The 21,441-nt window shown below is 46.0% G+C and carries 25 protein-coding genes and 1 rRNA gene; all 26 read left to right on the top strand.

Features of this window, described 5'->3' with window-relative positions; all coding sequences use genetic code 11:
* Nucleotides 1-11: 11 nt before the first annotated feature.
* Nucleotides 12-1,391, top strand: a complete 1,380-nt coding sequence (locus BN3656_RS00185) for a phage portal protein (protein ID WP_066542882.1) — start codon at nucleotides 12-14, stop codon at nucleotides 1,389-1,391.
* On the top strand, nucleotides 1,384-3,087 hold the full coding sequence (locus tag BN3656_RS00180) for a minor capsid protein (protein ID WP_081422782.1): 1,704 nt from the start codon (nucleotides 1,384-1,386) through the stop codon (nucleotides 3,085-3,087). The genes BN3656_RS00185 and BN3656_RS00180 overlap by 8 nt, the downstream gene beginning before the upstream one ends.
* Entirely contained in the window at nucleotides 3,074-3,379 is a 306-nt protein-coding gene (locus BN3656_RS00175; RefSeq protein ID WP_066542880.1) for a hypothetical protein, read from the top strand. Before BN3656_RS00180 ends, BN3656_RS00175 begins: the two co-directional genes overlap by 14 nt.
* Before the next feature lie 369 nt (nucleotides 3,380-3,748).
* The gene (locus BN3656_RS00170) at nucleotides 3,749-4,369 is read left to right on the top strand and encodes a DUF4355 domain-containing protein (protein ID WP_066542873.1); all 621 of its coding nucleotides are present in this window, start codon (nucleotides 3,749-3,751) and stop codon (nucleotides 4,367-4,369) included.
* An 8-nt stretch (nucleotides 4,370-4,377) separates the two neighbouring features.
* Entirely contained in the window at nucleotides 4,378-5,307 is a 930-nt protein-coding gene (locus BN3656_RS00165) for a hypothetical protein (RefSeq protein ID WP_066542871.1), read from the top strand.
* Nucleotides 5,307-5,558, top strand: a complete 252-nt coding sequence (locus BN3656_RS00160; RefSeq protein WP_066542869.1) for a Rho termination factor N-terminal domain-containing protein — start codon at nucleotides 5,307-5,309, stop codon at nucleotides 5,556-5,558. The genes BN3656_RS00165 and BN3656_RS00160 overlap by 1 nt, the downstream gene beginning before the upstream one ends.
* Nucleotides 5,559-5,873 carry a phage head-tail connector protein gene (locus BN3656_RS00155; RefSeq protein WP_066542867.1) on the top strand — a complete coding sequence of 105 codons (315 nt, stop codon included), beginning with the start codon at nucleotides 5,559-5,561 and terminating at the stop codon, nucleotides 5,871-5,873. It abuts the gene before it with no gap.
* Nucleotides 5,854-6,225, top strand: a complete 372-nt coding sequence (locus BN3656_RS00150; RefSeq protein ID WP_066542863.1) for a hypothetical protein — start codon at nucleotides 5,854-5,856, stop codon at nucleotides 6,223-6,225. Before BN3656_RS00155 ends, BN3656_RS00150 begins: the two co-directional genes overlap by 20 nt.
* A complete protein-coding gene (locus BN3656_RS00145) occupies nucleotides 6,222-6,743 on the top strand; it encodes an HK97-gp10 family putative phage morphogenesis protein (RefSeq protein WP_066542862.1) in 522 nt (173 codons plus the stop codon). Before BN3656_RS00150 ends, BN3656_RS00145 begins: the two co-directional genes overlap by 4 nt.
* Complete coding sequence (locus BN3656_RS00140) at nucleotides 6,740-7,099, top strand: hypothetical protein (protein WP_066542861.1); 360 nt, start codon at nucleotides 6,740-6,742, stop codon at nucleotides 7,097-7,099. The genes BN3656_RS00145 and BN3656_RS00140 overlap by 4 nt, the downstream gene beginning before the upstream one ends.
* A 17-nt stretch (nucleotides 7,100-7,116) precedes the next feature.
* Nucleotides 7,117-7,530 carry a phage tail tube protein gene (locus BN3656_RS00135; RefSeq protein WP_066542859.1) on the top strand — a complete coding sequence of 138 codons (414 nt, stop codon included), beginning with the start codon at nucleotides 7,117-7,119 and terminating at the stop codon, nucleotides 7,528-7,530.
* A 22-nt stretch (nucleotides 7,531-7,552) separates the two neighbouring features.
* Entirely contained in the window at nucleotides 7,553-8,002 is a 450-nt protein-coding gene (locus tag BN3656_RS00130; protein ID WP_066542858.1) for a DUF6096 family protein, read from the top strand.
* A gap of 101 nt (nucleotides 8,003-8,103) precedes the next feature.
* Nucleotides 8,104-8,382 carry a hypothetical protein gene (locus tag BN3656_RS00125; protein ID WP_066542856.1) on the top strand — a complete coding sequence of 93 codons (279 nt, stop codon included), beginning with the start codon at nucleotides 8,104-8,106 and terminating at the stop codon, nucleotides 8,380-8,382.
* A gap of 21 nt (nucleotides 8,383-8,403) precedes the next feature.
* Nucleotides 8,404-11,457: a hypothetical protein gene (locus BN3656_RS00120; RefSeq protein ID WP_066542854.1), complete on the top strand. Its 3,054-nt coding sequence runs from the start codon at nucleotides 8,404-8,406 to the stop codon at nucleotides 11,455-11,457.
* 59 nt (nucleotides 11,458-11,516) lie between these two features.
* The gene (locus tag BN3656_RS00115) at nucleotides 11,517-11,906 is read left to right on the top strand and encodes a DUF6711 family protein (protein ID WP_066542853.1); all 390 of its coding nucleotides are present in this window, start codon (nucleotides 11,517-11,519) and stop codon (nucleotides 11,904-11,906) included.
* Between the two features lie 12 nt (nucleotides 11,907-11,918).
* Complete coding sequence (locus tag BN3656_RS00110; RefSeq protein WP_066542851.1) at nucleotides 11,919-13,994, top strand: tail fiber domain-containing protein; 2,076 nt, start codon at nucleotides 11,919-11,921, stop codon at nucleotides 13,992-13,994.
* Entirely contained in the window at nucleotides 13,981-14,199 is a 219-nt protein-coding gene (locus tag BN3656_RS00105; protein WP_066542848.1) for a hypothetical protein, read from the top strand. Before BN3656_RS00110 ends, BN3656_RS00105 begins: the two co-directional genes overlap by 14 nt.
* Nucleotides 14,162-15,505 carry a hypothetical protein gene (locus BN3656_RS00100; RefSeq protein ID WP_066542846.1) on the top strand — a complete coding sequence of 448 codons (1,344 nt, stop codon included), beginning with the start codon at nucleotides 14,162-14,164 and terminating at the stop codon, nucleotides 15,503-15,505. Before BN3656_RS00105 ends, BN3656_RS00100 begins: the two co-directional genes overlap by 38 nt.
* 370 nt (nucleotides 15,506-15,875) lie before the next feature.
* Complete coding sequence (locus BN3656_RS00095) at nucleotides 15,876-16,265, top strand: hypothetical protein (protein ID WP_066542845.1); 390 nt, start codon at nucleotides 15,876-15,878, stop codon at nucleotides 16,263-16,265.
* Nucleotides 16,265-16,378: a CD1375 family protein gene (locus tag BN3656_RS16960; protein WP_278282871.1), complete on the top strand. Its 114-nt coding sequence runs from the start codon at nucleotides 16,265-16,267 to the stop codon at nucleotides 16,376-16,378. The genes BN3656_RS00095 and BN3656_RS16960 overlap by 1 nt, the downstream gene beginning before the upstream one ends.
* A 17-nt stretch (nucleotides 16,379-16,395) precedes the next feature.
* The gene (locus BN3656_RS00090; protein WP_066542844.1) at nucleotides 16,396-16,872 is read left to right on the top strand and encodes a phage holin family protein; all 477 of its coding nucleotides are present in this window, start codon (nucleotides 16,396-16,398) and stop codon (nucleotides 16,870-16,872) included.
* A 92-nt stretch (nucleotides 16,873-16,964) separates the two neighbouring features.
* Nucleotides 16,965-17,168 (top strand): hypothetical protein, encoded by a 204-nt coding sequence (locus tag BN3656_RS00085; RefSeq protein ID WP_066542842.1) that lies wholly within the window; start codon nucleotides 16,965-16,967, stop codon nucleotides 17,166-17,168.
* Nucleotides 17,169-17,238: 70 nt separating this feature from the next.
* A complete protein-coding gene (locus BN3656_RS16775; RefSeq protein WP_066542840.1) occupies nucleotides 17,239-17,973 on the top strand; it encodes an N-acetylmuramoyl-L-alanine amidase in 735 nt (244 codons plus the stop codon).
* 96 nt (nucleotides 17,974-18,069) lie between these two features.
* Nucleotides 18,070-18,732, top strand: coding sequence for a Rha family transcriptional regulator (locus tag BN3656_RS00075; RefSeq protein ID WP_066542839.1), 663 nt, complete (start codon nucleotides 18,070-18,072; stop codon nucleotides 18,730-18,732).
* A gap of 934 nt (nucleotides 18,733-19,666) precedes the next feature.
* The gene (locus BN3656_RS00070) at nucleotides 19,667-20,953 is read left to right on the top strand and encodes a PD40 domain-containing protein (RefSeq protein ID WP_081422780.1); all 1,287 of its coding nucleotides are present in this window, start codon (nucleotides 19,667-19,669) and stop codon (nucleotides 20,951-20,953) included.
* A 428-nt stretch (nucleotides 20,954-21,381) separates the two neighbouring features.
* Nucleotides 21,382-21,441: ribosomal RNA gene (locus BN3656_RS00065) — 16S ribosomal RNA — on the top strand; the annotation flags it as partial.

Here is a 21,441-nt window from a genome sequence, read left to right as displayed (position 1 = left end):
AAGGAGAGGCTATGTATATATACACAATGCCCCGGGATGCCTGGGATGAAAGCAACCCGGATAAACGGGCAATTTACACTCTGATTATGAAGCACCGGAGAGAGGCGGAAAAGCTTAGGGTCCTGATGCAGTATTACGGAGGAGAACATAAGATCCTGTCCGAGAACCGGAAAAATAAACTGGTCTGTAACCATGCAAAAGATATCAGTGATACAGCCAGCGCTTATTTTATTGGGAATCCAATTTCGTATAAATCGGATACGGATATTGCAGATTTGACGGATCTTTTAGAAGCTGCCGGAGCGGACGAGGCCGATGGGGACAATGGTTTGGATCTGTCCATTTACGGGAGATGCTACGAATATATTTATCCCAAGGAAGATAAAACCATCCTCGCCGTGAAAAATCTTTCTCCCGAAAATACATTCATGGTTTATGACGATACGATCGAGCAGGGGGAGCTCTTTGCGGTATATTATTATATCAGGAAAGATGATACAGACAAACGGGATATAACCTATGTTGCCACTGTTCTGACTCCAAATTTTAAATGGGTACTAAATATTGAAGCCATAGATACCCCTCAGGCCCTTTTAGAGGAGCCGGAACCCCATTATCTGAGGGAAATCCCGATCATTGAGTATCTAAACAATAAACTGGCAATTGGAGACTATGAGCTTCAGATCCCGTTGATTGACGCATACAATGCCCTGATGAGCGACCGTATTGCTGATAAGGAGCAGTTTATTGATTCCATCCTTGCCATTTATGGGGCTTTGCTGGGGGATCCGGATGCTGTGGATGAGGATGGGAACACGGCAAAGGACAAGATAAAGAAAGATAAGCTGCTGGAACTTCCGGCAGATTCGAAAGCGGAGTACCTTACCCGTACATTTGATGAGACTGGGGTAGAGATCCTTAAGAAAGCGATCGAGCAGGATATCCACAAATTCAGTCACATTCCCTGTATGACGGATGAGAGCTTCGGGGGAAATGTTTCTGGTGTGGCTATGGAATTTAAGCTTCTGGGGCTTGAAAATATCACGAAGATTAAAACCCGATATTATAAAAAAGGGCTTCGCAAACGTCTGAGGATCTTTGCAGGGTGGCTTTACACGAGCAGGCAGATCACAGTTAACACAGCAGGAATCACCCCTACGTTTACCAGGGCGTTGCCGAAGAACCTTCTGGAGATCAGTCAGATTGTGGCGAATCTGTGGGGGAAGGTCAGCCGGAAAACACTGCTTTCTCAGATCCCCTTTGTGGGCGATGTGGACGAGGAACTCGCGGCAGTAGAAAAGGAGGCAGAAGAAGCTGTCAAACAGCAGCAGACCATGTTTGGCCTGGGAAGCAATACGCCGCCCGAAGATCCGGAGGATGTAGATGAGTAGCCTGAAATACTGGGAGAAGCGACAGGCGCAGCGGATGTTTGAATATATGCAGTCAGCAGAGGATACAGCAGACGAGATATCAAAGCTGTACCAGAAGGCGTCCGGATATATATCCCATGAGCTGGACCGTATTTTTGAGAGATATAAACGCAAGCACCATTTAACGGATGTGGAAGCATACAGGCTTTTGAATACACTGGGGGATAAAACCTCTCTTGACGGACTAAAACAGGCACTCAAGGTTCCGGGAAGAGGGCAGACAGCCGCAGACCTGCTGGCAGAACTGGAAAGCCCTGCTTACCAGGCAAGGCTGGAACGTCTGCAGCAGCTTCAAAACCAGATCGACCTTACTATGCAAGAGATTTATAACCAGGAAAAAGTGAGGAATACCAGCCATTATGTAGATCTGGCGAATGAGGCGTATTATAAAAGCATTTTTGATATCCAGCAGCGTACAGGGATGGGATTTTCTTTTTCTCTGATTGATCCCAAAATGATTGAGACTGTAATCAACAGTAAGTGGTCTGGGGAAAATTACTCGAAACGAATTTGGAACAATACGCAGGCTCTTGCAAAGGATTTGAAGCAGGAATTGCTTGTAAGCTTGGTAACTGGTCGCACTGACCGGGAAACAGCTGATATCATTGCCAATAAGCACGCTCAGGGAGCCAGCAATGCCCGCAGGCTGGTGCGGACGGAATCCTGCAATCTTGCAAACCAGATGGAGATGCTGTCGTATGAGGAGTGTGGGATTGAGACTTATATTTATGTGGCTACGTTGGATTTGAAGACCTCCGAGGAATGCCGCAGGCTGGACGGGAAGCGCTTCCCTGTTGCAGAGCAGCAGCCAGGGAAGAATTGTCCTCCTATGCATCCGTGGTGCCGGTCAACAACCATCTGTGATATTTCTGCTGAGGAACTGGCTCAGATGAAACGCCGGGCCAGAGATCCGGAAACAGGGAAAACAATTACGGTTCCGGCGAATATGACGTATGATGAGTGGTATCGTAAAAATGTGAAGGGAAGAGCTCAGGCTGAGTATAAAGAAACAGCAGTTAAAAATCACAGCACGGACCGAAAACAATATAAAAGATACAAAGCAGTTTTGGGAGACGATATTCCAAAATCACTGGATTCTTTCCAGAAAATAAAGTATACTGATAAAAAGAAATGGAACACGTTTAAATATGAATACCGGATTGTTAACCAGTATGATGTGGTATCGGGAAGTGTATCTCCCCAAAAGATTGTGGAGCTAAACGAAAAAAATCAGCAGTTTAGGAATGAATTTAAATCGGGTGTTGGGAAGAAAGGAAATGCCGCGGCTCTCGAATTTAATGGAAAGACGTATTACGCAAACAGCAGTATACAGAGTACCGTAAGCAGAGGGTATTCAAAATATAAGGGAAACCCTGCTGATCTGATTTTATTAAAACCTAAAGCAGAAAGAGCTTTTAAAACGTTTCCCGTAAAATCATCTTCTCCACCTTATGGTTCTTGGGATCGATGTATAGACAGTGAAGCAAAGCTGATGGAATTTTTACATGACAGCAATGACGGGAGAATATCAGAAGCTTACTTGCTGTCTGACTTCCCCATGTGTGACAGCTGTAAAAATGTATTGGAACAATTTAAGCAGCATGACAGCAATATCCATTTAAATGTAGTTGAAAGGAAAAAACATGGAAGCACTTGAAGATATTAAAGACTATATTGATGATGCATTTGATGTGTGGCCGGAACTTGAATGCGGACTGGATGGTTTGCTGGGGTATGTAGGCGAGTATAATGAGTGCTTTAATACTGGAAAAGAAAATGTGGATTGGGCAGAACATATTATTCTGTTTTCGCATACGGCATTGAAAAGGGGGCATGATTTACCTTTGGAAATAAAAGAAGAGTGCCGAAGGGCAGTGAAATATCTGGAGAGGGAGAAAGTGTCAGTTCTCGAAACTGAAATTCAGCTTTTACGAAAAAAAGGAATTTAAAATTGAATCAATAGAAGTGCAAAAGCCACCAGTCAGTAATGGCCGGTGGTTTTTTATACCCATTTTATGTGCGACGTCGCACAGGAGGTGAGGCGATTGATTGAGAAAATGATCATATGGTTTCGGCAGCGCAGATGCTGCCATCAGTACCAAAAACACTGGTGCCGTACATCCGGCCAGCATGGCGGCTATGTCCGGCGCTGCGTTAAGTGCGAAAAAATAATAAGTCATAGAAAGATTTAAGATAGTCATAGAATTAGTCATAGACACGCAGGCAGGACCTGGGTGTTATTTTTATGCTCCGAAATGAGCTTAAACTACGCAATGGCTTGGACTTAACTGGATGGGCTGGGGCAGAGAGGAGTAAGAATGAAAAGACGTACATTAGAAACAAAACGGATTCCCATGATGCTGCAGTTATTTGCAGAGGGCGGCAATACTTCTGGAGCAGAGGGCGGTGATGGGACAGGAGGAGCAGGCACCGACGGATCAGGAGGGGATAACCAGCCTTCTTTTGATGATCTGTTAAAGGGCGGCTATCAGGCAGAGTTTGACCGGAGAGTGCAGAAAGCAATCGACACTGCCTTAACCAATGCAAAAGAGAAATGGCAGGCGCTGACGGATGATAAGCTGTCTGAGGCAGAAAAGTTAGCTAAGATGACCAAAGAGGAAAAAGCGCAGTATATGCAGCAGAAAAAGGAGAAGGAGTTGGCTGACCGGGAAGCGGCTGTGACACGGTCAGAGCTGATGGCGCAGGCGAAGAATACGCTGGCAGAAAAGAAGCTTCCTGCAGGGCTCGCAGGGGTGTTAAATTACACAGACGCAGATTCCTGCAATCAATCCATTTTAGCTGTGGAAAAGGCATTTCAGGAGGCGGTACAGGCTGCGGTGGAAGAACGCTTAAAAGGTGGAAATCCACCTAAAAAAGCACCTCAGGGGGATCCGATGGAAGAGCTGGAAAAAGAAATTTATAACGCTATGAAAGGATGATGTGAATTATGGCAATCAATACACTTGCAACTGCAACTTTATTTCAGACCAATTTGGACAAGATTGCGATCCAGGACGCTGTTACAGGCTGGATGGATGCAAATGCCGGGCAGGCAATCTACAATGGTGGTGCAGAGGTAAAAATCCCCAAGATGACAGTACAGGGAATGGCGAACTATGACCGTGACAAAGGCTATGTTCAGGGCGGCGTGACGCTGGAATACGAGACCCGGAAAATGACTCAGGACCGTGGCCGCAAGTTCCAGCTGGATGCAATGGATGTGAACGAAAACAATTTTGTGACAACGGCATCCTCTGTTATGGGAGCATTCCAGAGAGAACATGTAATCCCGGAGATTGACGCATACCGCCTGTCAGCCCTTGCTACGCAGGCCATTGGATACCAGAGCGGGGCTTTGGTTGAGTATGACTATACTCCGGCAGAGGGAACTGTGCTCCGCAAGATTAAAGAGGGAATCAGGGCGGTCCGGGATAATGGATACAACGGCCCTCTGGTGATTCATGCAATTTCAGAAGTAACAATGGAACTGGAAATTGCCCTTGCCGGTAAAATTTCTGCAGTTGACTTTGCAAAAGGCGGAATCAATACCAAGGTTCCGGCTGTAGACGGCGTACCGATCATTGAAACTCCGGCTAACCGTATGTACACCACCATTAAGATCAACGATGGAACAACTGAAGGACAGGAAAAAGGCGGATACGAGAAGGGAGAATCGGCAAAGCAGATCAATTTTATAGTCCTTCCCAGAACCACCCCTATTGCGATCACCAAGCAGGATAAAATGAAAATCTTTAGCCCGGATAAAAACCAGGACGCAGATGCATGGAAAATGAATTACCGCCGGTTCCATGATATCTGGGTATTGGATAATCGGTTAAATTCCATCTGGGTGAACATTAAGGAGGCAAAAGGCTGATGAGATACATCCGAGGAAACGTTGAGAGAGAGGCAGGGACGAAAGAAATGTGCTCCCGTCTGGAAGCGGAAGGATATAAAAAAGTTATTTTAGAACAGCAGCCGGAAGGGCAGCTGCCTGAGGAAGAAACGATCCCATTGGAGCAGATGAGCGCGGCACAGCTGAAGCAATATGCAAAAGGCAAGGGAATCGAGGGAGTGAACAGCCTTACAAAGGCGGAACTTCTGGCGGTATTGAAGGAAGTGGATTAAATGGACCAGCTTGCATGGTTAAGTAAGATGACAGGGGAGAGCGATGATGAATTGCTCTCCCTTCTCTTATCGGATGCAGAGGAATTTGTGCTGGGCTATACAAACCGCAGCGAGGTACTTCCGGAACTAAAGAAAACCATCCGGGATCTGGCTCTGATTGCTTATAACCGCATGGGGACAGAAGGGGAGACCGGACGGAGCGGAGGCGGGGAATCGTATACGTTTGATGCCGCCCCGAAACAGGTCTATGATGTGCTGAACCGGTACCGTCTGGCAAGAGTAGGAGGCAAAAGATATGAGGCTAAAATGCAGTAGGGTGAGACAGTTTTACCACAGGGCAGCCGTTCCTAAAAAGGATCCGGAAGGAAGCTCATATATGGAATATGCCCCGACAGATACGTTCCGGGCGGAGGAATGGCCGGGAGGCGGAAAGCTCCAGGCCGAGAGGTATGGACAGCGGCTGTCAAATATACGGAACCTTCGGATTGACGGCAGGTACAGGGAGATATCTGATTCCGGAAAGGTGTGTTACCAGATAGAAGGAGGCCCGATGATTTCTGCGGATGATGGTATTTGTTTTAATGTACCGGGAAGCCAGGAGCCAGATTACCGTATAGTGGCTATTTACCCTTATCGCTTCCTCACACTGGAGGTAGAAAAACTATGATCGAAGGCCACAAGGAATTAGGACGGAAATTTGCGACGTTGGAGCAGATTGCAGACCAGCAGATGGAGAGAATTGTAAAAAATCAGCTGAAGCACGTACAGGCAGCGGCGAAACTGCTCTGCCCGGTAAGCCAGGGGGAGCTAAGGAACAGCATCCGGTCCAGTGTCCAGCGTGTGGATGACCGGGTTGTAGGGGCGGTATATACCAACAAAGCATATGCCCCGTATGTGGAATTTGGTACTGGCCCAAAGGGAGAGGCAGACCATGCCGGGATTTCCCCTGCCGTTTCCCCGGCTTACAGCCAGTCTCCCTGGTGGATCCATGAAAGCCAGATAGACAAAGAAACGGCAGAGCGGTACCACTGGTTCTATCTGGATACGCCGAATGGACGTTTCTACCAGTGTACGGGCCAGCCGGCACAGCCCTTTATGTATCCGGCCCTGAAAGATAATGAGGAACGTATTGTGCGCAATATGCAGAACCATATTGCGAGAGAACTGAGAAAGGAAAGCAAATGATTAACGTAAAAGATCAGGTATATCAGGCCCTGCTTGCAGTATCGAAGAATGTAACGGACTGTTACCCGAAAAACTGGGAGCAGGATCTTGCGATTCAGTATATGGAGGAAGATAACCGGGTGATTGAGTACACGGATATGAAAGAGCAGAAGGCGTATGTGCGGTACCGGATTGACATCTGGAACAGGAAAAGTACTTCCGCTGCTGCCGTAGCTGTGGATGCCGCAATCGCTGTGCTGGGATTAAAGAGGACGCAGTGCCAGGATGTGGATGATCCCAGCGGAATGAAGCATAAGCAGATGAGATACGAGATGATTATTGATGTGGAGACCGGACAGGTCTACCATATGGCATAAGAAATGAGGTGAAATGTATGCTGGCAAACGGATCAAAACTGGGATACAAAAAGAAAGATTCTGAGGAAGAGTATAAAGACCTTCCCGGCCTGAAGGAAATCCCGGAAATGGGTATTGAGCCTGAAAAGGTGCAGAATACCTGCCTTACGGATAAAGTTCATCAGTATGAGAATGGGATCGGTGATGCGGGGGATCTGACTTACAAATTCAAATATGACAATTCAAAGGCAGACTGCCCATACCGTGTTATGAGGGCCGCCCAAAATTCCGGGGAAGTGCTGTCATTCAAGGAAACACTGCTTGATGGTACGGAAACTGAATTTGACGGGCAGGTTTCGGTCAAGAGGACCGGAGGCGGAGTAAATGGCGTGATTGAGTTCAATTTGTCAATTTCGCTGCAGAGTGATTTAAAAGTAACTGATCCGGTATAAAAGAAAGAGGAGGAAACGCAATATGTCACAGTTATTTGGTATGGATGAGGAACTGGAGAACGAAGGCAAAAACAAGGTAGAAACCATGGAGGAGATTAAAACCAGGAAACGCCCCTTTGCGTACTGGAAGGTGGGGGAAAATGAGTTAAAGCTTAAGCTCACAACTGCCCAGGTTTGTAAGCTGGAGGAAAAGTACAGGACAAACCTTCTCTCCCTGCTTACCGGCGGCAGTGATATCCCACCTCTTGGGATTATGCTCACTGTGATCCAGATGGCGGCCATCCCCTGGAGCCATGGATTAAAGCTTAAGCACCTGCAGTCCATGTTCGATCAGTATGTGGAAGAAGGTGGTACCCAGATCACGCTGTTTGCAGATGTTATCATGGATATCCTGATCGTAAGCGGTTTTTTTACGGAGAACCAGAGGGAGGAAGTACAGGAGAAGCTGGAGGACGCAAAGATCAACCTGTAACCCTGACGGATCTGGTCTGGGAACTGTATCCTATCGCCCTGGACTGTGGAATCCGGCCGGATGACTTTTGGTGTTATTCGGTCGGGGAGATCCGCGACCTGATGGAATCTTATGCACGGAGGGAGCGGAGCCGGATGAAGGAGCGTATTTCTGCCCGGTTCCAGACCGCTTCCCTGATCGGGCTCCATATGCAGAAGCTGTTTGATGATAAGGATGAAATCCATATCCCCCATACCTGGGAGGTATATCCAGAGCTGTTTGCCGGGGAACAGAGGACGTGGGAGGAACAGCAGAAGAAGGAGCAGCTGGAGCGGGCAAGGGCGTCCCGAAAGGAATATGCCGCAAGGTACAATGAAATGCGCAGGCAGGGCCTGTGTTGAGAAAAACAGACAGGAAAGGTGGTGAGGACAACGGACGGAAGTGGGATTACTCTGGAGAAATTAAAGGTTATCATTGAAGCATATACGAAGCCTTACAGGGAGCAGATGGAAAAGGTAAGGGCCCAGACATCCCAGGTGGCAGACCGGATAGAACGTCAGACAGCCAGGATTTCCCAATCATGGAAGAAGGTAGGGGCTGTGGTTGCTTCGGTATTAAGTATTGGAGCAATCGTGGCATTTGGAAAATCCTGTATTGATCTGGGAAGCAATCTGGCGGAAGTACAAAACGTTGTAGATGTGACCTTTGGCTCCATGTCCGGCAGGGTGGACGCTTTTGCGAAAGACGCGGCAAAATCGTTTGGTCTGTCGGAGACGATGGCTAAAAAGTATATGGGTACCTACGGCGCGATGGCAAAATCCTTCGGGATCGCGGGAAATGCAGGCTATGAGATGTCGGCTGCGATCACGGGGCTTACCGGTGATGTAGCATCCTTTTACAATCTGTCTCAGGATGAGGCTTACACGAAGCTGAAATCAATCTTTACGGGAGAAACAGAAAGCTTAAAGGACCTGGGCGTGGTTATGACTCAGACGGCCCTTGACCAATACGCACTGAATGAGGGGCTTGGAAAGACAACCAATAAGATGACCGAGCAGGAGAAGGTACTGCTCCGATACCGGTTTGTCATGTCCCAGCTGTCGGATGCTTCCGGTGACTTTGCCCGGACAAGCAATTCCTGGGCCAATCAGGTGCGGGTCCTCCAGCTGCAGTTTGAGTCCTTAAAGGCAACTATTGGACAGGGTCTTATCAATGTATTTACCCCGGTTATTACCGTAATCAATGCGATTTTGGAGAAGCTCCAGACATTGGCTAACTATTTTAAGGCATTTACAGAAGCCATTTTCGGTGATGCATCCGGAAACGCCGGAGGGGTATCCGGTTCCATGGATTCGGCTGCCGGATCTTCCGGGCAGATCGCAGACAACATGGGAAGCGCTGCGGGATCAGCCAAGGAACTCAACCGGCAGCTTGCCAAGTTCGATGAGCTGAACAACTTAAGCTCCAACCGTGGATCTGGAGGCGGTGGAGTTGGTGGCGGAGGAGGAATCCTTGAGGATTTGGATCTGGGAATGGAAAATGTACAGGCTCAGGCGGATCTGATATCCAGTAAGATCATTGATGCGTTTAAGGCTGGGGACTATTATTCCGTTGGTGCTTATATTGGAGCTGCCATTACAGACTCTCTTCGCAGTGTCAACTGGAATGAAGCGTATGAATCAGCAAGAGGGTTTGGAAGTGGCTTTGCCCGATTCTTAAATGGGCTTATTTCTCCGGAGCTGTTTGGTGAGGTAGGAGTAGCAATAGCAAGTGCCTTAAATACGGCTATTTATCTTGCGCTGGCTTTTGGATCTGACTTTGACTGGACGAATTTGGGACTTTCCATTGCAAGCAGTATTAATGAATTCTTTAGAACATTTGATTTTGCTTCTTTTGCAGAAAGTATTAATGTCTGGGTTTTTGGGCTGTGGGAAACACTTGATACAGCATTAGAGAATGTGGATTGGAGCCAGGTAATTGCCGGAATGCTGGAGTTTTTAGGCAATCTTGAGATTGAAACGGTCGGGATTATTATTGGTGTGCTGCTGATTAAGAAAATTTTGAAGGTCGCCTTCGGATTCAATCTTACATCTTTCCTCGTCAAGTTGTTAAAAGAAAAGCTGAAAAAAGTCACTTTGGAAGATATACAGCTTAAGATTAATGCTATTTCTTTAGGTATAAAGGAAATCTTACTTACTGAAATTAAGCGGATTTCTTTGGTTGGCGGCTGGGGGCCTGCTGTAGATGTACTCGGCAAAGAGATAATTGATGCCATTGACACGTTTATCCGTGAAAATTTCGGTCAGAGCGTACTAAACGCAATGGGAGAGGGCTTATTGATTGCAGAGGGTGCAGGTATAGGTGCATTTCTTGGCGGCCCTATAGGAGCCTTGGTTGGCGCTATTGTCGCCCTTGTGATTGATACAGTTCAGGGTGGCGAATGGGTCACAAAACTCTGGAAAGGGATCGGAGATACTCTCTTTAACTGGGATTTTTCATCTTCTCTTTTGGAAAAGGCAAAGGGATTTTTTGATAAGGCCTTTCAGGCTGACAATTTCCTTGAATTTGGTGAAAACATAATTGCAGGCCTTGCAGCAGGTCTTGCAGCAGGTCTTGCAGCAGGGGTATCTTTTTTGAGTGAACCCATTGTAGATCTGTTTAACTGGATTGTAGAAGGGATCTGTTCCATTTTTGGTATCGCATCTCCAGCAAAAAATATGGAGATATATGGACAGTATATCCTGGAGGGAATCATAGGTGGTTTTACTGCAACATTCCCAGAATGGACCGAATCCCTGAACCAGTGGTTCAACGAGCATATAGCCCCATGGTTTACGTTGCAGAAGTGGAGCGAATTATACGAATCCATTAAAACCAGCCTGAAAACAAAGTGGCAGGAAACGGTGGGACAGTGGGATACAGATGTAAAGAACTGGTGGGACAGCCATGTTACCAAATGGTTTAAGGTAGAAACCTGGAAAGGAGTTTCATCTGGTATTAAAGATGGCCTCGAATCATCCTTTGATGCAGCTATTGAGGGGGTAAAGGCATTATGGAATAAATTCGCCAGCTGGCTGAATGAGAAACTTACCTTTACTATCGATCCTGTTACCATTATGGGGCAAACCCTCTATGAAGGCGGGAAGATCAGCCTGGGTAAGGTTCCAACCTTTGCAGCTGGAGGCTTCCCAGATCGAGGTGAGCTGTTCATAGCCAATGAAGCAGGACCGGAGATGATCGGACGTTTTGGCCGCAGGTCTGCGGTGGCAAATCAGGACCAGATCACGGATGGAATTGCAACGGCCGTATATGCGGCAAATACGGAACAGAATCAGCTGCTGCGAGAACAGAATGACCTGTTGAGGGCAATTTTAGCAAAGCCTGGAGTCAATAAAGATGATGTGGTAGATCTTTGGAGATCCGGGGCTGGTGAGTACAGAAAGCAGACTGGGAGGCAGCTGGCCTTGGATTATTAAATACGGCGGGGCATTTGATGTCCCGCTTCTTTGCGTAAAAAATGAGGAGGTAGTACATTATGTCCGCATATCAGGGGTGGCTGTTAAAGTTTGACGGCCGCATATTTCCGGAAAAATATATTGCACATGGCTCCTACAATGCCACGCCGAACCAGAAGCAGGACGAGGATTCTTACCAGGATGGTTACGGAAGGCTTCATAGAAATGTACTCCCCCATACCAGAAGCAAGATCGAGTGGACAACGCCGTTTATGCATTTGGACAGCAAGATTGATATGCAGTCCTATTTTCCTGACCGTGTAACCATGGAAGTTGAGTATTGGAACGATGAAACGAACACATATACAAAAGGGACGTTTTATGTACCGGATATCCAATTCCCATATTATGATGCAAGCGGAACAGACATACGGTATAACCCTATCCGTATTGCGTTGATTGAGTACTAGGGAGGTGGTGGAGTGTTAGAGATTGCAGAGGAAATCAAGCAGAGATTCCGGGGAGACAATAACTGCGAGGAGACAGTAAGAACGTTGGAGCTGTCATTCTTCAATCGGAATGTGGACACCCTGTATCCCTCCAATGATTTATATCCTTCCGGTGATTTGTTCCCTGCAGATGCGGGAAGTCCATGGCTTACAATTGGGATGGACCGCATTTGTGCGGAGACTTTGAGTTTGACCGAAAGCCTGAGCTCCGGCGATAACATTGTTTGGGGAAGCTGCGAGTCTGCAAAACTGACGCTTACAGTAGCAGACGTAGAGGACGATATAAAAGGAAAAGAGTTTACGGCTACATTATCCATAGGCGATTACTCAATGGCTTATGGGATTTATACTGTGGACAGTGTGATCCGTCAGGCAGACCGGAGGAAGCGGAAAATAACCGCATATGACCGCATGAAAAAATTTGACACCGATGTATCAGGATGGTATCAGGCCATGTATCCGGAAGAATCCTCGGTACATACCCTCAAGGAACTGAGGGATAGTCTGTGTGATTACATCGGAGTGAGCCAGAAGTTTGTACAGTTGCCAAATGATGACCTGGTGATCGGTAAGACCATTGATCCTGAAACACTGTGCGGCAGGGATGTACTGCGGGCGATCTGTGAGATCAACGGAGTGTTCGGCCATTTTGACCGGACCGGCGCACTGGCGTATATAAGCCTGCAGAACACGGGTGTCTATCCATCTGAAACGCTGTATCCGGGAAATGACCTATTCCCCCAGTCTGGCTGGCAATCTGCGGAGGATCTGGAATACTATAAGACAATCACATATGAGGATTACCTTATTGATGGGATTGACCGTGTCCAGATCCGGCAGGAGGAGGGAGATATCGGGGCAGTAGTGGGATCCGGCAGCAATGCTTATGTGGTAGAAGGGAATTTTTTAACCTATGGCATGGGGAGCGCTGATCTTACAAAGCTGGCATGGTCCGTCTATGATCTGATTGCTGGGAAGACATACCGCCCAGCAAAAATTGTATCGTATGCCATGCCATGGATTGAGGCAGGGGACGGCATACGGGCCATTACAACCGATACTGAGATAGCTACCTTTGTGCTGCATCGGACCATGAGCGGGATCCAGGCAATGATGGATACTATGCAGGCCAAGGGCACAAAACAGCAGGGGCAGAGCTTTGGAATCTCCAATGAAATTATACAGCTCAAAGGAAAGACCGCAGTTATTGTGCGCAGCGTGGAAGAGGTATCCGTAAAACTCTCTGACGTGGAGAAGAATACAACCGCCCAGCTGAAAGTGGTATCAGATGCAATTGAAGCAGAGGTAAAGCGAGCGACCGGGCAGGAGGTGGAGCTTGCCGGGGCCATCAAGGTGATGGCCGGACAGATTGAGCAGAAGGTCAGCGCAGGGGATCTGGTGGCTAAGATCAACCTGGAGGCAAATAAAAGTGGTTCTAAAATCGTAATGGAAGCAGGCCATTTCGTGCTGAAGGGCACTAATTTCTGGGTGAATGAAGACGGCTCCGGCGGTGCTGCTAACGGGAATCTCACATGGAATGCCGCCGGTAAATTGGTGGCAATTGGTATGGAGCTTCGGGGTACTGCAAATACCAGTTCGATCGGGGCGGATGTGATTAACTGTAATCACTTGGAAGCAGATAAAATTAATTGTGATGGGGATTCCAATTTTTTAGGCGAGGCACAATTCATCTATATTTCCTGTCGCTCCATCTACAGCTCTGTTGCAGGAGAGTCGCGGTCTGATAAACGTCTAAAACGGGCAGCAAGACGGATTGACCCAGAAACAGCAGGAAAACTGATTTCTAGGCTGCGCCCCATTACCTATAAGACGAAGCAGGGAGGACTTCCGGGTATTGGATTCTATGCCCAGGAAGTGGCAGAGGCTTTACGGGAGTTGGGACTGGACTACCCCCTGATTGGCCGAAAGCCGGATGATGGGTATATGACCCTTAGATACCAGAATTTCATTCCTTTGCTTGCAGGAGCTTTTGCAGCGCAGCAGAGGGAACTTGAGCAGATAAAGGAGGATTTGTATGGCAGAAAATAAAGGGAAGCTGCTGGTCTATTCCCAGAAGGATATGCAGATGGTGATGGATTTTGTTGACGGTCTCCAGTATACGGGTCTGGCAATGGCAAGGAAGGTAAGCACCATCGGGACCATCCTGGAATCCGGCAGGCCGCTTGATGAGATCGTAAAGAAGGGAGGGAATACAGATGGGGATTCTCAGCAGAATGAAACAACGGGCAACTGAAATGGAAAAGAGTTATTTCCCGTACACTTGGAAAGATAAGCCCAGTATTGAATCGCCGATCAATTCTGTTAATCTGAACCATATTGAAAGTGGAATCAATGAGTTGGATAACCGTATTGTGGTTTTATCCAAGGATAAAGCAGAAAAGACGGAGCTTGCCAATGTGTTTATCAATTTTGAGTTTAATGAGAACAGCGGCGTAATGACGTTTACCCGGTTCGATGGCAGCAAAGTGGAAAAGGATACTGCCATGGAGAAGATTGCCCTTAACTGTTATCTGGAGGGAGATAATTTTGTCCTGGAACTGGCAGATGGAAGCAAACAGACAGTTTCCCTCTCCAAGTTCATTGATACATACACGTTTAAAAGTACGGATGTTATCCGAATGAATGTGAATGGGAAAGAGGTATCTGCGGATATTCCGGATGGGAAAATTACACTTGAGAAGCTAGAAGCTACTGTAATGTCTGCTATCCGGCAGTATGTCCTTGATGCGCAGACGGCGAAGGGAGTAGCGGAACAGGCAGCGAGTACGGCACAGGGCTGGGCTATTGGCGGGGAAAGCTTTGAAAAGAACAATGCTAAATATTTTTCAGACCAGTCCAAGCGGTATGCAGTTGGTGGCGTGGAAGATGGGGATGAGGCGGACAATGCTCAGTATTACTGTGAAGAGGCGAGGAAGGCCGCAGAGCAGGCGGCTGGATCAGCAGGATTTGATGGTACCGCAGCCAGTGTATCAGCGGTAGACACTCATGATCTTACAGGCGCAGGGGTCGGGAAGAAATCCACGGTACAGGACCTGCTGGATGCGATTGTGCAGAAGATGGTTGAAAAGGTTGTTACCTCTGACACCTTCCAGACGGTGCTCGCTAAATATCTGGTTAATAACGGACTTACTACAGAGGCAGGGAAGTTCGGGCTGGACGCGGCGTTTGGAAAGAACCTTCAGGATCAGATTACTCAACAAAATAGCAATATCACATTTGAGAAAACTTTGGATACATCTACATTAACACTTGATGCGAATGTTGCAGCCTTAAGTGGAAACTGGATGAGGTTAGGTCATCAAGTTACTGTTTATGCTATACTTAATGTCGGATCAAACGGAATACAAAGAACTCAGACATTTACTAAAGAAATACCTTCTGAATTTCTCCCAATCCATAGTGCAGGTTTCTTATTATTCAATAATGCAGATGAGAATAAAACGTTTTGTGCATATGTAGAACAAAAGGGGATTCGTGCAACTGAACAAGCCGCAACCCCGGGAATATGGTACGCTTCTGCTAGTTGGTCAGTAAGATGACTATATAGCCTCTATAGGCCCATTAAGCTCTTCTTTGCAAATAGTAATGAGATACTAACAGAATTAAATTTGATCGATGTATTACTGATATTTGCAATTGAAACGCTACTTTCTGTGAAAGCCCTGATTAATAGAGCTTGATTTCCAGTCACCCTAGAAAAGCCACCTACCAATATATAGCCGCTCGGAGTTGCGACATTGTGCGGTATGGTAACTGATGATATCCCTTCTACAGTTCCCGATAGTGGCTCGCTATTTTTTAATATGAGTGCAGATTTTAAATTGCTATTTTGTGAAGTAGAGTAACCTGTAAACAGGCCCGATTAAGGGCTTATTTTTATGCCTTTATAGAGGCGGAAAGGACTATAAAATGAAAGATACAATGATTTTAAAGGACGGAACTGCTGTAGAACTGGAGGCAGGAGCATCCCTTGGTGCAATTCAGGTAGCTGCATTAAACAAAGCAGAAATGTTAAAGACCTGGGAGAAACTGACAGGGGAGAATCTGGCAGAAGTGAAAATTCAGAACGGAGTCGGATTGACAGTTGGAACCTATAAGGATTTGGTACTGGTGTCCGAAACTTCTGTAGTGGCGGCAGACGGGACAGTAATTACCAAATATTGCTTACGGGAGAAGACAGAGGTGGAGAAACGCCTGGATAACGTGGAGGCAGGTCAGGCAATCCAGGACGAAGCCATTGTTGATCTTGGAGAAGTATCCAGCCTGCTCGCAGAACAGATAGAGGGAGGTGAGGTATAATGGCAGCTTTCTATGGCAATCGGATTCGTGCCGGGCTTATGAGCGTGGAAGAGGTACCGAAACTGTGGCGGGCAAAAACAGAGTTATGGTTACAGCAGAATCCGGAAGATTAAGAAAATGAGGTGAGAGAATGAAAGAGAAATCATTTGAATATGTAATTAGCGCCGCCGCAGGCGCATTTTTTAGTTTCTTTGGAATTTTGGCAGTACCTCTGGCATTGCTTATCCCTTGTAACATTATTGACTATTTTACAGGGCTGGCGGCCTCGAAAGTGAACGGTGAAAAGATCACAAGCAAAAAATCAATTACGGGAATCGTCAAAAAGGTAATGATGTACATACTTATTTTTGTCGGTTTTGGAATTGACTGCATGATATCTTATGTAACTGCTACGCTCCACATCGAGATGCAGTTTCCATTGCTGTTTGCGGCCATGGTTGCCTCCTGGTTGGTTGTTAATGAACTGATTAGCATTACGGAAAATTGTGAAGCTACAGGGCTTGTTATTCCGATTCTGAGCCCCGTTCTGAGGTTTGTAAAACGGAAGATTGAGACTGCGACAGAAATCCCAGAAGAAGATAAAAACGGCGACAGTGGGAATTTATAAGGAGGTGATCCATCTATCTCCCGATCTGGTCAGGGTTAGAACCAGAAAGTAACTACTATACAGCATTTAGAAGAAAGAGAGGATAAGAAAATATGGCAAATTTAACAGGCAAACATCAGGACAAAATTCCAGGGATGGGAGGATACGTAAACGCAGGCCCAGATCTGCAGCCCAAACAGCCGACACCGTATCTGTACGATGCCCCGTGTGATGTACCGCATCCGGACAAGCATCAGAGTGGGGTGGGTGGCCCATCTGACCGCAACAATAACGGCGTGGATGACAGCGAGGAGTAAGCTGTGCGACGTCGCAACGCAGACAGGCCCTGGGAGTATCTTGGGGCCTTTTTTTAATTTGGAGGCAGATATGGAGATACGAAAAGAGATTAAGCAGATAAATTGTTATGCAGGTCAAAACCGTCCAGCATGGATTGTGATCCATGAGACAGATAATTACAAAAAAGGTGCCGGAGCACTTAAACACGCCGAAGCCCATCGAAACGGTAACCTCTCTACATCGGTCCACTGGTATGTGGACGATACGGTGGCAGTGCAGACGTTGGATTATAAGGATGGGGCTTATGCCGTGGGTAAACAATACGGTACGCCTCTGGTAGCCGGAGTTACCAATACCAACAGTATAAACATTGAGATCTGCGTCAATCCGGACTCGGATTACGATCAGGCCCGGGCAAACTGCATTGAGCTGGTAAGGCAGATCATGGCAGAGCTGGAGATTGATGCCGACCATGTGATCCGGCACTATGATGCTAAGCGTAAACATTGCCCCCGTAAGATGCTGGATCAGCCGCAGCTATGGACGGATTTCAAGGCGGCCCTGAATCAGCCTACATATGCGACAGGCTGGCACCATGACAGTAACGGATGGTGGTACGCAGACACGCCCCACACCTATTATAAGTCCTGCTGGCAGGTGATTAACCATCACAAGTATTATTTTAATCAGGATGGCTACGCATTAACGGACTGGCATCAGATCGATGGGAAGTGGTATTATTTTGAGCCGGCGGCAGGCCACCCATTGGAATGTGCCTTGTATGTAACTGACGCCAGCGGGGTACAGGGGCCGGGTGAGTTTTAAACCGGATCAAACAAGTGAATATGGAATGTTCAGCCTTGGGATGTTTCCCAGGGCTTTTATTGTACGAAAAATAAACACATAGGAAGGATGGAGTTTATGTTAGTAGAAATTACCGGGAAAAGATATGAAGAAAGATTGATTACCACAAGCCTTAAAGTGGCAGAGCATTTTGAGAAAGAACACAGGCATGTATTGGACGCTATTAGAAATCTCACGGCCGAAAATTCGGCAGCCAGTTTTTTCACCCTGACTACATACAAAAACCGTGGAAAAGAATATCCTATGTATGAAATGGACAGAGATGGATTTTCATTGCTTGCTATGGGATTTACAGGCGAGAAAGCTTTAAGATGGAAACTGGACTATATCAAAGCTTTCAATACTATGGGAAAAGAACTCAAGAGAATCTATACAGAACGGCAACAGTGGCAGATTGAAAGGGACAAGGGAATTATTGTCCGCCATATCCTGACCGATACCATAAAAATGAAAGTGACTGACAGTCCTCATAAGAAATTCATGTATCCCAACTATACCAAGCTCATCTATAAGACTATCTTTGGAAAGACCATGAAGGAGCTCCAGGAGCACTATGGGGTGAAGAGGAAAGGAAGTATTCGGGAATATGTGACAGCGGATGAACTGAAACAGATTGAATCTATGGAGATGCTGGTGAGCAGCCTCATAAACTGCGGCTGGGGATATGACCAGATCAAGGGCTTCATCCAGGAAAACTCCGTGAGGATGCTGGCTGGTTAAAGCACTGTGGGAGTTTCCGCCACAGAAGGAAAATTGTATTGTTATCCTTTGCACCCAGACGTCGATTTATTCTGTCAGACTGACGCCTGATCAGGATGGGGCGCTGCGGTGGCCGGGGCTCATTGAGTAAAAAATATATGGCAAAGTAAAAGCGGTTATGGTATAATCTGGATGTTGTCCTACCGACACCTGGCAACGGGAGGAGGTGTTTTGATGGAAGTTTTCGTCACCTTTTTCGTCACTGTCGCGGCAGGCGTGGTTTGCCACCTCGTCTGCAAATGGCTGGACAGAAAAGATAAGGACAACAAATAGCCTACTGGGTGCTTTGCCAGTATAAAAGAAAAGAAGAAGCCCTCAACTGTGGTGCAACACGGTTGGGGGCTTCGCTCTTTGTTCTGTTGGACTAATCGTCACCTTTTTGCCTATTGGCATTATAGCATATGCAATTCTGAAATGCAATATCCCTATATCTAAATCCCATTGTTTTTCGTGTTGCATTTTCGTGTTGCATAGTAGTTAAAATACTGCTATAAATTGTATTATTAACCACAAAATTTGAATATATTATAATAAGGAAACAACGCATTTATAAGGAATCTTGGATTTAAGCGGTTTTTGGATGCATAATCTTAGGGGTTCGAATCCCGTCTCGCGCTTTTTTTTATGGCTGGAATTGCTTGATTTTTCGAGGGTTCCGGCCTTTTGCGTTCTCTAAAAATCGGTAGACAATTGTAGACAATATAAGTGTTCTGTTTTATGTCAGAGGTACAAAAGTGTGGTATAATTTATTAAATAGTTCTGTTTGCTTTTGTAATCAGATTGAATTTGGAAGGAAACTCATGTCAGGTAAGGTGTAATTTACTGCCTATACCGAGTTTCTGGAGACGAAGTGGTAATATTGAATTAAGCTAACAGTTAAGGAGGAGGCATGAATATGATCGAATCACAGTTAAACGGAAGAATGTTGGTGAGTGATCCGCGGGATCGAGAGATATTTAATACGCAGCTGCTTTATTTTACCTGTTCATCGCTGTCTGAGGATGGTGAAAGGGTTTATATGATCAGCGATAAGACCGGCTCTCCCAATGTGATCGTGAGAGATTTGGTTACAGGAGAAGAAACGTATTTAACAGATAATCATAAAGGAATTTTAAAGAGCTACGTTTACTTTGACGGAACTCCTGGAGAGGGATTGGGAAAGGCCAGCGTGTGTCTGGATTATAAACGGGAAGTTGTGTATTACATACAGGATAATATGATTTATAAGACAGAACGGAGCGGAAACAGAAAGATACTCGCACAGGTGCCTGAGAACCGTGTAACGGCATTTACACATATAAGCGGAGACGGAAAACGCTTGTGTGTTCCCATGACAGACGGTCGCTGTCTGGAGTTCGATCCTGTCACTGAGGGAACAGGATTGGATCGAAGACCTGCTTACGATATAGATGGGAGAGTGCAGCAGGAGCATTTAAGCAGCTATCTTTGTGTTTATGATACAGAAAATGGGACACTTCTTTACGAAAAGGAGATTCCTCTGTGCTGGATTACGCATGTACAGTTTCATCCTCTTGATTCAGAGCTGATTATGTATAACCATGAATGGGCAAGCTTTGATTGCGGAATCAGGAGAATTTGGATCTATGATCACCGCTTGGATCAGCTTTATCCGGTCCGAACGGAAGGAAAGGATACGCTTGGAAATACAAAAGGATATGAACGCAAGGCAGGAGACTGGGTTTGCCATGAGATGTGGAGTGATGATGGTTCCTCAATTATTTATCATGGTGGTTATGAAAATGGTCCTGCAATGGTAGGAAAATATGAATTGGCTTCCGAACGCTATTGGGAAATTGCCCTTCCGGATGATTATAATGCTTATGGACATTTCACAATGGATCATGAAGGAAATCTAGTATGTGACGGATATTTTAAATATCCCTGGGAAATAAAAGCGGTGAGGGAAAACAGTACGGATAATGGCCCTGATCCCCATAAGAAGGATGGAGAATATATCAGTAAAGTAATACCAAATTGGAACGATGGCAGTCTTACATGGATTCCGCTCTGTAAACATAAAAGCGACTGGCTGGGACAGGATGCCCATCCACATCCAATTTACAGTCATAGAGGAGACAGCGTGTTTTTTAACAGCCGCAGCGGAAAAACAGTAAATGTATATTGCGTGTCTGCCTATACACTGGCTCACCAGTCAAAATAATCGACTTCATTCAAGCCCAAATCACGCATAATACAAGCGTGTTTGGGCATCCTCATAAAGGGGAAAATAAAAAATAAAATAAATTTAAAAAAACTGTTGACATTTGGCAATACATCTGGTAAGATAATCTTCACTGTCGGGAACGACAGAAACACAAAAGAAACGACATTAAAAAATGTCAAAATAAATTTAAAAAAGTTGTTGACAAATGAAAAACAATCGGTTATAATAAATAACCGTTGCGGACGAAAAGTCAAACAACAAAGAAGTTCCTTGAAAATTGAAGATTAAACAGTATGTAAAACCCTGAAAATTCTAACAATTCAAAAGGTTTGGTTTAGACCTTAGGATTTGAGAAAATTCAGAACAAAAACCAAGTAAAAGATAACATTAGCCAAGCTAAGTAATCTTGAATAAGAATCAACTTTAAACATGAGAGTTTGATCCTGGCTCAGGATGAACGCTGGCGGCGTGCCTAACACATGCAA

Origin of the sequence: Clostridium sp. AT4 (assembly GCF_001517625.2) — a bacterium.
Taxonomy (GTDB): Bacteria; Bacillota; Clostridia; order Lachnospirales; family Lachnospiraceae; genus Enterocloster.
Note: the sequence above shows the minus strand (reverse complement) of the source record. Positions and strands in the feature narration are given on the sequence as shown.

Excerpts from the sequence above, each read along its gene's own strand:
- BN3656_RS00085 (WP_066542842.1), top strand. The coding sequence starts at position 16,965 with ATGGCAAATTTAACAGGCAAACATCAGGACAAAATTCCAGGGATGGGA.
- BN3656_RS00165 (WP_066542871.1), top strand. The coding sequence starts at position 4,378 with ATGGCAATCAATACACTTGCAACTGCAACTTTATTTCAGACCAATTTG.
- BN3656_RS00145 (WP_066542862.1), top strand. The coding sequence starts at position 6,222 with ATGATCGAAGGCCACAAGGAATTAGGACGGAAATTTGCGACGTTGGAG.
- BN3656_RS00125 (WP_066542856.1), top strand. The coding sequence starts at position 8,104 with ATGGAATCTTATGCACGGAGGGAGCGGAGCCGGATGAAGGAGCGTATT.
- BN3656_RS00130 (WP_066542858.1), top strand. The coding sequence starts at position 7,553 with ATGTCACAGTTATTTGGTATGGATGAGGAACTGGAGAACGAAGGCAAA.
- BN3656_RS16960 (WP_278282871.1), top strand. The coding sequence starts at position 16,265 with ATGGCAGCTTTCTATGGCAATCGGATTCGTGCCGGGCTTATGAGCGTG.
- BN3656_RS00105 (WP_066542848.1), top strand. The coding sequence starts at position 13,981 with ATGGCAGAAAATAAAGGGAAGCTGCTGGTCTATTCCCAGAAGGATATG.
- BN3656_RS00135 (WP_066542859.1), top strand. The coding sequence starts at position 7,117 with ATGCTGGCAAACGGATCAAAACTGGGATACAAAAAGAAAGATTCTGAG.
- BN3656_RS00115 (WP_066542853.1), top strand. The coding sequence starts at position 11,517 with ATGTCCGCATATCAGGGGTGGCTGTTAAAGTTTGACGGCCGCATATTT.
- BN3656_RS00155 (WP_066542867.1), top strand. The coding sequence starts at position 5,559 with ATGGACCAGCTTGCATGGTTAAGTAAGATGACAGGGGAGAGCGATGAT.
- BN3656_RS00075 (WP_066542839.1), top strand. The coding sequence starts at position 18,070 with ATGTTAGTAGAAATTACCGGGAAAAGATATGAAGAAAGATTGATTACC.
- BN3656_RS00100 (WP_066542846.1), top strand. The coding sequence starts at position 14,162 with ATGGGGATTCTCAGCAGAATGAAACAACGGGCAACTGAAATGGAAAAG.
- BN3656_RS00170 (WP_066542873.1), top strand. The coding sequence starts at position 3,749 with ATGAAAAGACGTACATTAGAAACAAAACGGATTCCCATGATGCTGCAG.
- BN3656_RS00175 (WP_066542880.1), top strand. The coding sequence starts at position 3,074 with ATGGAAGCACTTGAAGATATTAAAGACTATATTGATGATGCATTTGAT.
- BN3656_RS16775 (WP_066542840.1), top strand. The coding sequence starts at position 17,239 with ATGGAGATACGAAAAGAGATTAAGCAGATAAATTGTTATGCAGGTCAA.
- BN3656_RS00160 (WP_066542869.1), top strand. The coding sequence starts at position 5,307 with ATGAGATACATCCGAGGAAACGTTGAGAGAGAGGCAGGGACGAAAGAA.
- BN3656_RS00180 (WP_081422782.1), top strand. The coding sequence starts at position 1,384 with ATGAGTAGCCTGAAATACTGGGAGAAGCGACAGGCGCAGCGGATGTTT.
- BN3656_RS00150 (WP_066542863.1), top strand. The coding sequence starts at position 5,854 with ATGAGGCTAAAATGCAGTAGGGTGAGACAGTTTTACCACAGGGCAGCC.
- BN3656_RS00070 (WP_081422780.1), top strand. The coding sequence starts at position 19,667 with ATGATCGAATCACAGTTAAACGGAAGAATGTTGGTGAGTGATCCGCGG.
- BN3656_RS00095 (WP_066542845.1), top strand. The coding sequence starts at position 15,876 with ATGAAAGATACAATGATTTTAAAGGACGGAACTGCTGTAGAACTGGAG.
- BN3656_RS00185 (WP_066542882.1), top strand. The coding sequence starts at position 12 with ATGTATATATACACAATGCCCCGGGATGCCTGGGATGAAAGCAACCCG.
- BN3656_RS00140 (WP_066542861.1), top strand. The coding sequence starts at position 6,740 with ATGATTAACGTAAAAGATCAGGTATATCAGGCCCTGCTTGCAGTATCG.
- BN3656_RS00090 (WP_066542844.1), top strand. The coding sequence starts at position 16,396 with ATGAAAGAGAAATCATTTGAATATGTAATTAGCGCCGCCGCAGGCGCA.